This is a genomic window from Streptomyces sp. NPDC046197 (assembly GCF_040646295.1).
In the GTDB taxonomy this organism is placed as follows: domain Bacteria; phylum Actinomycetota; class Actinomycetes; order Streptomycetales; family Streptomycetaceae; genus Streptomyces.
On sequence record NZ_JBEYZY010000002.1, the window covers coordinates 179,106 to 187,110 of the forward strand.

At 68.8% G+C, this 8,005-nt stretch carries 6 protein-coding genes, 1 tRNA gene and 1 pseudogene; 7 read left to right on the plus strand and 1 reads right to left on the minus strand.

The window, feature by feature from the left end:
* The 7 genes from AB0A61_RS03500 to AB0A61_RS03530 all read left to right on the plus strand — a co-directional run.
* Positions 1-486, plus strand: a 486-nt coding sequence (locus tag AB0A61_RS03500) for a tetratricopeptide repeat protein (RefSeq protein WP_361285416.1), incomplete at its 5' end; no start/stop codon positions are given.
* A gap of 20 nt (positions 487-506) precedes the next feature.
* On the plus strand, positions 507-887 hold the full coding sequence (locus AB0A61_RS03505) for a hypothetical protein (protein WP_361285419.1): 381 nt from the start codon (positions 507-509) through the stop codon (positions 885-887).
* Positions 888-1,502: 615 nt separating this feature from the next.
* Complete coding sequence (locus tag AB0A61_RS03510; RefSeq protein WP_361285422.1) at positions 1,503-2,252, plus strand: transposase family protein; 750 nt, start codon at positions 1,503-1,505, stop codon at positions 2,250-2,252.
* An 80-nt stretch (positions 2,253-2,332) separates the two neighbouring features.
* Positions 2,333-3,703, plus strand: coding sequence for a hypothetical protein (locus AB0A61_RS03515; protein WP_361285425.1), 1,371 nt, complete (start codon positions 2,333-2,335; stop codon positions 3,701-3,703).
* On the plus strand, positions 3,693-4,247 hold the full coding sequence (locus AB0A61_RS03520) for an NUDIX hydrolase (protein ID WP_361285428.1): 555 nt from the start codon (positions 3,693-3,695) through the stop codon (positions 4,245-4,247). Before AB0A61_RS03515 ends, AB0A61_RS03520 begins: the two co-directional genes overlap by 11 nt.
* Before the next feature lie 140 nt (positions 4,248-4,387).
* Positions 4,388-4,482, plus strand: a tRNA-Tyr gene (locus tag AB0A61_RS03525).
* A gap of 449 nt (positions 4,483-4,931) precedes the next feature.
* Positions 4,932-6,560 carry an alpha/beta hydrolase gene (locus AB0A61_RS03530; RefSeq protein WP_361285430.1) on the plus strand — a complete coding sequence of 543 codons (1,629 nt, stop codon included), beginning with the start codon at positions 4,932-4,934 and terminating at the stop codon, positions 6,558-6,560.
* A 219-nt stretch (positions 6,561-6,779) separates the two neighbouring features.
* Here AB0A61_RS03530 and AB0A61_RS03535 read toward each other — a convergent pair.
* A pseudogene (locus tag AB0A61_RS03535) lies at positions 6,780-7,893 on the minus strand (hypothetical protein).
* Between the last annotated feature and the right edge of the window lie 112 nt (positions 7,894-8,005).

Here is an 8,005-nt window from a genome sequence, read left to right on the forward strand (position 1 = left end):
CAGCTCGGCATGGTCGCCCAGGAGCGGGGGCGGCTGGAGGAGGCCGAGGACTGGTACCGCCAATCGCTCATCATCGAAGAGAACCTCGGCAACCGTCCCGGCATGGCCGGCGCCTACCACCAGCTCGGCATGGTCGCCCAGGAGCGGGGGCGGCTGGAGGAGGCCGAGGACTGGTACCGCCAATCGCTCATCATCGAAGAGAACCTCGGCAACCGGCCCGGCATGGCCAGCAGCTACGGGGCACTGGGTCTACTGGCTGAGGCACGGCAGCAGACCGAGGAGGCATTGCAATGGGTGGTCCGATGCGTGGCCCTTTTTGATCAGTTCCCGCACCCGGCAACCGGACCGGGCCCCGGTCATCTCAAACGGCTCACACATGTGCTGGGAATCGCCGCCCTCGAACAGACCTGGCAGGCCGTCACCGGCAACTGCCTGCCCTCCGCGGTACGCCACCACGTCATCACAGACCCTTCCACCGCCCTCTGACCTCAAAAGGAGAACACCGCATGGCCGACCCGGTAGGACAGGTCGCACGAGCCGCAGCACAGCGCCTCGCCGCCCCGAACGATCTCGACCTCGCAACCGACGTGGAAGCTGCCCTCCATGCCCGCGAGACCACCACCCGCCCCGATCAGTACCTGGACCCCATCTCGCTCGGCGCGCTCATCGTGAGCGTCGCCAGCCTTGCCTGGACGGTCTACAGCGACCTCAGAAAGCAAACCCCCACACCCCACCGCGACGTCATCACCCGCCACGTCCGCATCCGACTCGACCGAGCGGAAACACCCCAACCGGCTCTCAGCCCCGCAGACCGCGACCGGTACATCGACATCACCATCGAAGAAACACTCAACGCAATACAAGACCCCGCCTCGGACCAGGACTGATCCACATCCGTCTATCCCGGGCCTCACCAACGGAGTGCAGCAACCACCGAAATCGCAGCTGACCACCAGTCACCTGACCCTGGTAAGCACCTGACCAGCGTCCCGAAGCCTGCAGCCCGTAGTACAGCAGGAAGAGGTCGTGACGGCAGTCTCTGACGGCAACGTCAGGACACTCGACTGACTTGAGCGACTTTCAGGGCTCTCGCCATGCCCAGCGATGGGCTGGGTAGGCAGGCGGACCGCTCAGTTGATCGAAACTCCTAAATCAGTGCTCATCCGCCCGCCATGGATGTCTGCGCAGACCCCTTGACCTGGCTCTGCTTCCCCCAGGTGTCCTCCGACAGCAGGCGGCACAGGGAAATCCGCAGGCCGTCGTAGGTGAACTGAGCCCGCTGTAAAGCTGACGGCTGTCGGTGCGGACGTACCAGAACAGCGGGGCAGCCGGTTCGCGGCTCTCCCCGGCGCTGGGCAAGTCGCGGATCGAAGGCGGTGAACGACTGAGCTCTTTCAGCGTGGCCACTGATCGGGTGACGGGTCGGTGTCCCGCAACGCACGAGGCTCCCGTGCCGTTGAGCGAGGTGTTCGACGTCTCAACTCATCAGCGCAGGAGCCTCGTTGGTTCCCCATCCTGCCGCACTCGACCTGCCTCGCGCCCTCGTCGAGTGGGTAACCATGCTCATCGTCACCCGTGAGGGTGACCGACGCTGCAAGCTCCCGCCTCACCAGCGTGCTCTCGTCGCCCTGGTCTACCTGCGCCGGCACGACCCGCTTACGCAGATCGCCGCCGGGTTCGGCATATCCGTCGGCACCGCCCACGCCTACGTCACTGCCGTCGTCGACCACCTCGCCCGGCGGGCGCCCGGCCTGCTGCGAGTCCTGCGGGAGACCGATCCCGAGCATGTCCTGCTCGACGGCACGCTCGCCGAGTGCGACCGGGTCGGCGACAGCCGGGCCGACTTCTCGCACAAGCACCGCCGACACGGCGTGAACGTGCAGGTCATCGCCGATCCCGCGGGCGAGCTGCTGTGGATCTCGCCCACACTGCCCGGACGCACCCACGACCTGACCGCAGCCCGCACCCACCGAATCATCCGGTTCTGCGAACGCCAAGACGTTCCCATCCTCGCCGACCGCGCCTACATCGGGGCCGGCCCCTGGGTGACCACGCCGATCAGGCGACTCCCGCACCAGGACCTCAACCCGACCCAGCGGACGATCAACCGAACCCTGTCGGCGGCGCGGGCGCCAGTCGAACGAAGCATCGCGAGACTGAAGTCCTGGCGGATCTTCCGCAGAGCCCGCTGCAGCCCCAATCGCATGACGGTCATCGCCAAAGCCGTCCTCACCCTCGAGAGGCAACGCTGAAAACCCTCACTGTCCATTGCTCCGCTCATCGGCGCATGCTGAACTGACTCGCGTATGGACGCCGCAGAAGGGGCTGGCACATGACCGCGGTCCTCAGCACAGAGTGGGACAGCGTACGGCAGCGGGCCAGGCTGAGCGCCCAAGTGGCCGGGGTTGCGGCTCCGATGGAGCGGCTGACCACGATCGAGCGGGTGGGGTTGCTCGGGCGGCTGCGCTGGGAAGTCATCCAGGGCGGCTCTCTGTTCCTGACCTATCCTCAACTGCTGGATGGTGCCGTCTTCGCTGCGCTCCGGCCCGCCGCACTCCTTGACGAGCTAGCGATTCGGGCGATCGGCGGCGGCGCCGTGTTGCCGATCCGGGTGAACTCCCGGAACGCAGACCTGGCCGGGCAGCTGATCGCGATGCTCTCCACTGGTTTCCTCTTCTCTTCCCTCCCGATCTCAGAGGACCAGTGCTTGCGACTACAGCGGGAGCTGGCCGTCCGCGCAGACGTCGAGTCCGCGGTCGCAGCCCTGGCCACGGAGGGGCCGGTCGGTATGGCGGACCGGTTGCTGGCGGCGACTAATGTCCTTGAGACTCCGCTGCGGCGGCGCACAGTTGCCCGGTGGGGTGACTGGCTGGAGGCGGCCGAGCGCGGCCTTTTGGACGTCAGCCCCCTGGTGCCGGCCGACTACGCGACCGCGTACGCGTTGCGGCCCCCGCCGCGCCCGGAGGATGTGGCCAGTGGCGAGGGCCGGGCTGTGCTTGCTGCCTGGACCAGCGGGGAGTTTGACGTGACCGGGCTGCCCAGCCGTAGCCGCCTGTACGAGAGACTTGACCCTCTACTGCGCTCCGGTGACCCCGCGGCGCAAGCGGATGCGCAGATGCTGCGCGAGTCCTTCGACGAGACGTACTACAGAGCCATCGCGGCGAGCGAAGGCTGCCTGCTCGGGTTGCCTTCGCCTCGTCGCGGCATCCGGCGCCGAGAGGCGGCGGCGTTGGGGGAGCAGACGCCGGTCGTGATCTTTCCGACCCGGTTCGAACTGCGGCTGGGCCTGATGAGCGGTGCTCAATGGCAGCGTTACACCGATGACGCCGCCGACGCCCTCACCAGTTGGTGGCACCGGCGTGACCTTGCTGCTCTGCAGGAGGTGGGCGACCTGCTCGCGGAGCGTACGAAAGAGCCCCTGGCCGCTGACGTGGGCGAGGTGTCGGTGACCCGACTCCAGCGGTTCGCACAGAGCGCGCGTGGGGTCACTGCTCAGATGGTTGCGGGCGGTGGAATGAGCTTGGCGACTAGCCTGCTCGGCGAGGGGACGCCTGGAGTGTTTGCGGCTGGCGCAGGTGGAGCGCTCGCGCCGGTTGTCGTTGCGGCCGTAGCAACGGGTGTGACCCGCTTGGTCGACTTCCGAGGGCGGTACGACGTGATAGAGCTCCCCGGGGTGCTGCGAGGAGGGTCTGATGGACACTGAGGCGCCGCGTACGCATACCCACAAGGCCTACACCGATGCTGACGGCGGGCGATGGTGCGAGGTTTACCTGGACACCTACCGCTTGCCCTCCGGCGAGGAGACCGTCCGGCACCGCATCCGCGTCGGCGGTGGCCGTACAGGAGTCGTGGTGCTGGCACGACGCGGCGATGACATTCTGCTGGTTCGCCAGTGGCGGCCGACGATCGGTCGGTGGGCCTGGGAACTGCCGCGCGGATTCGGCGAGACCGATCCTGTCTCGGACGCGCTGCGCGAACTAGTTGAGGAGGCGGGACTGGTGGGCTCCGCGGCGGTTGCAGTGGCGTACCTGGACATCGACTCTGGCCTGCTGGAGAACGAGGTCGCCGTCGTCGAGGTCTCGGTTCAGGGCGATGCCCCGCTGCGCCCCGGCACGGTTGACGATGGCGAGATCGCCGCCGCGCGCTGGTGGAGTCCGCACGAAATCGCAAAGGCGATCCTTGCGGGAGAGCTACGGGATGGCTTCACGCTTGCCGCGCTCGGGGCATCCGGCGCAGCCCGCGGCTAGGCGGGGTGCTGCTTAGCAGGCGCGGGTTCCCCAGGCGCCACCTGATAGGACCAGGATCAAGGAATCCCGAAGGTCGTAGGGGGTAAGCACGGCGCTTTCACCCTTCAATGGCCTTGCGGGGCAGGGGTGGGGCAGATGCTGGCGACGATGCGTGTGTGCTGGTCAGGATGCGTCCCGCGCGCGGCCTGTAAATCTGCCGGCTCAGCCTTCCTAGGTTCGAATCCTAGCGCCGCCACAGTGGGGAAGACCCCCTCCGAACTGCGTAGACGCAGCACGGAGGGGGTCTTTTCGTATTCGAGCCCACGTGTTCGGTATGAATCGAAAACGGACGGGGCGTGGGCGATCCGCCGCTTAGGGGGCGGCATCCCGCCGCAGTGCCCACGGGGGCGAGTGGGACCTGCACGTCATGAGGATCCGATGTGACCGGGCGCTTCATTTGGCCCTTGAGGGCGATGGATGGCCAGACCGTGCGCCGTAGTTGGCCCCTCGAGTCGCCCCTGCGGTGGAAGGCCAGGAGCCGACCGGGGCTACGGGCCCCGTCGTCGGCGACACGGGTGACGGTGGTTCGGCCATTTGGCCGCGGTCGGCTCGCGCGCGTTGTGGGGGCGCGGTGCCGTTGACACGGATGGGTGCCGACGTCCGACGCAGAAGGGCGTCCGGCGCTCAGCCGTGGAAGGACATGGCATGCACATATCCGGACCGGCGGCGGGCCGTCGGGTTTGTGCCGCGGCCGTCGCCGCGCTGGTGACCTGCTCGCCCGTTCTGACCGGGCACGACCTCGCCCTGGCTGGAGGTATTCCCACAGCTTCGGTGCCGGCCCCGAAGCTGGACTGGGGACCCTGCGTTCAAGGCAGCCCGTTCGACTGCGCGACCGCGAAGGTGCCGCTGGACTACAACAACCCAGCGGGTCGCACCATCGAACTGGCGGTCATCAAACGGAAGGCGACCGACCCCGGTCGACGCATCGGCACGCTGTTCTTCAACCCCGGCGGACCCGGCGGGCCAGGAACGGTCCAGATGCCACAGAACTACGAGTTCTTCCCGCGCGAGGTGCGGGAGCGGTTCGACATCGTCAGCTGGGACCCCCGCGGGATCGGCAGCAGCACGGCGGTGAACTGCTTCGCGAGCCGTGACGAAGCCGCCGACTGGACTGCGAGCAAAGCGGCGGGCTTCCCGGTGGGCGAAAAGGAGCGGGCGGCCTGGATCGCCGCGTACAAGGACCTGGGCCGGCGCTGCGAGCGGCGTGACCCCGAGCTCCTGCGGCATGTGTCTACCGCCGACACCGCTCACGACCTCGACCAGCTCCGCCGGGCGACGGGCGAGTCACAACTCACCTACCTCGGGATCTCCTACGGCACGTTCCTGGGCGCCAGCTACGCCAACCTCTTCCCGGGCAAGGTGCGCGCCATGGTCCTCGACAGCAACTGGGATCCGCAGGCCTGGACGAATCACGCGTCCGACGTCGAACCCCGGCTCACGGCACTCCTGCGCTCGGGCTCGGACCGCAGCGCGGCAGCAACCCTGGACAGGTTCCTCGCCCTGTGCGGGTCCACCACCACCGCCCGCTGCGCCTTCTCCGCCGGCAGCCCGAAAGCGACCCGGGACAAGTTCGACCAACTGATGCGGCGGCTCCGGAAGCACCCCGTGGGCACGTCGACCTATGCCGGCACGGTCGCTGACGTGGTGAACAGCCTCTACGTCGTTCACCCCGGGTGGACGGACCTCGCCGGCAGGCTGCAGGACCTGTGGCGGGGCCGCGTCCCGAAGCCGTCCCGGCTCCCGCCCGCACCACCGGTCCCGCATCCGAATCCGTACTTGGGTGAGGAACAGGCCGCTGCGGTGTTCTGCGGTGACAGCCCCAATCCCCGTGATCCCGGTGTCTACCACGCTCTGGAGGAGGCCAGCGCCAGCCGTGCGGGTGACGCCGGACGCTTCTGGACGTGGGCCGCCGAGGGGTGTGCGACCTGGCCGGCGGTTGCCGCCAACCGTTACCGCGGCCCGTGGAACAAGCCCACGGCGCACCCCGTCCTGGTGGTCGGCACCGTCTACGACCCCGCCACTCCCTACTCGGGCTCGCAGGCCATGGTCGAGGAACTGGCCGACGCCCGCCTGCTCACCCACGACGGATACGGGCACACGGCACTGGTCAACCCCAGCAGCTGCGTCAAGGCCCACGAGAGCCGCTACCTCATCGACGGCACCCTCCCGCCGGTCGGAACGACGTGCCGACCGGACACGCCTCCCTTCGCCGCACCCAAGCCGAGCGGCAGCGTCGCCGCCGGAGGCGGCGGGACGGCCGGCACCGTCTCATGAGTCGGCCACAACCGCCCGAGGGGACCGAAGCGCTCAGTCACATCCGACTCGCTCTCCAATCGGTCAGCCTTGTGGCACGGTCCGGGAGAGAGACGGTCATATGACGGCCATAGGACGGCCATAGGACGGCCATAGGACGGCCATGTGCGGAGTGTCAGAGCCTGGTTCCGGTGCAGGATCCGGACCAGCTGCGGGCCGGACGCCGTGGCCTGGCCCGGGTCACGCCAGGGTGACGTGCATCCCGCCCCCGGCCAGGGTGTCGAGGATCTCGGTGAACAGATCGTACCGCCTGCCGTCCGGGGTCAGGAGGCAGGACAGGTGCTCGCGTACGGTCGTGGCGTCCCGCCATAGCAGGGTGGCTGGGGCGGTGTAGCCGAAGGCGCCGCGCAGGCAGTCGTCGAGGGCGGCCAGGCAGCCGCCGAAGTAGCCGCCCTGCCCGTTCACCGCTTCGCCGAGGGCCAAGTAGAAGCCCGGGACGTCGGTGATGTACCGGCCGTCGAGCTCGTATGCGTGACCGGCCGGCCCGTCAGCGCGCTCTTGTCGGCAGACCCGCTCCCGGACCATATCGAGCCAGGCTCCGCGCCGCCGGGTGTCGAGGCCGGCCCAGGCGCCGCGTGTCTCCGGCGGCCCGGCGAGCCACCGCTCCCAGATCGGCCGGGCGTATTCCGGGACCGGCGTGAAGAGCCTCCCGTCCAGCTCCAGGTCGATCAGATCCGCCCGAGGGTGGACGGCCGCCGGCCGCCGGCCGCCGACGCTGGTCCACAGCAACCGCTCGGTGAGCGGCTCGCCCCGGCCGTCCCGTATTTCCAGGCCGGCCTCCTCCAGGTCCAGCGCACGCCGAGTCCCTGTCATCAGTGCCCGCCGGAGTCGTTCACTCTGGGCGAGCCCTCGCAGGATGAGAGGGGGCGCCGTCCGCTCGGGCGGGAGGATGCGGGCGAAGGTCCGGCAGGAGCCCAACCACCGGTGCCCGTCGTGCACTCGGACGGAACCCAGGTGCTCCTCGGGCGGGTCTTCGTAGTCGTCCACGCCCGTGAGTACGAGGCTGTCCGTCCCCGGGTGCTGTCCGAGGCTCTCCGCGTCTTCCAGGAGCCAGGGTCCGAGTGCCTCGTCCTCCGGCACCAGCCACACCCGTGTGCCGGCCCAGCCACGCACCTCGGCCCCTTCCGGAACCCAGCCGAACATTTCGTACGTCCCGCGCGCGGGTTGCCCGAACAGCCCGTCCACTTCGGCCCACTTCGGCGCACACGCCCCAGGCGCGGCCGTGCTCCGTCTCGGTCAGGGTGTACCGGCCTTGTTCGCGATGGTCCCTGTCCTCGTGCACGGGGGGAATCATGCCCATACCGGGATCAGCCGGTGAAGCGGTTTTCCACCGCCAGGCGGGGTGCCTCAGGGCTGAGTACTCCGTGGCCCCCGGCCTCGCCGAGTGGCTGCCTGCGGCGTGGGAC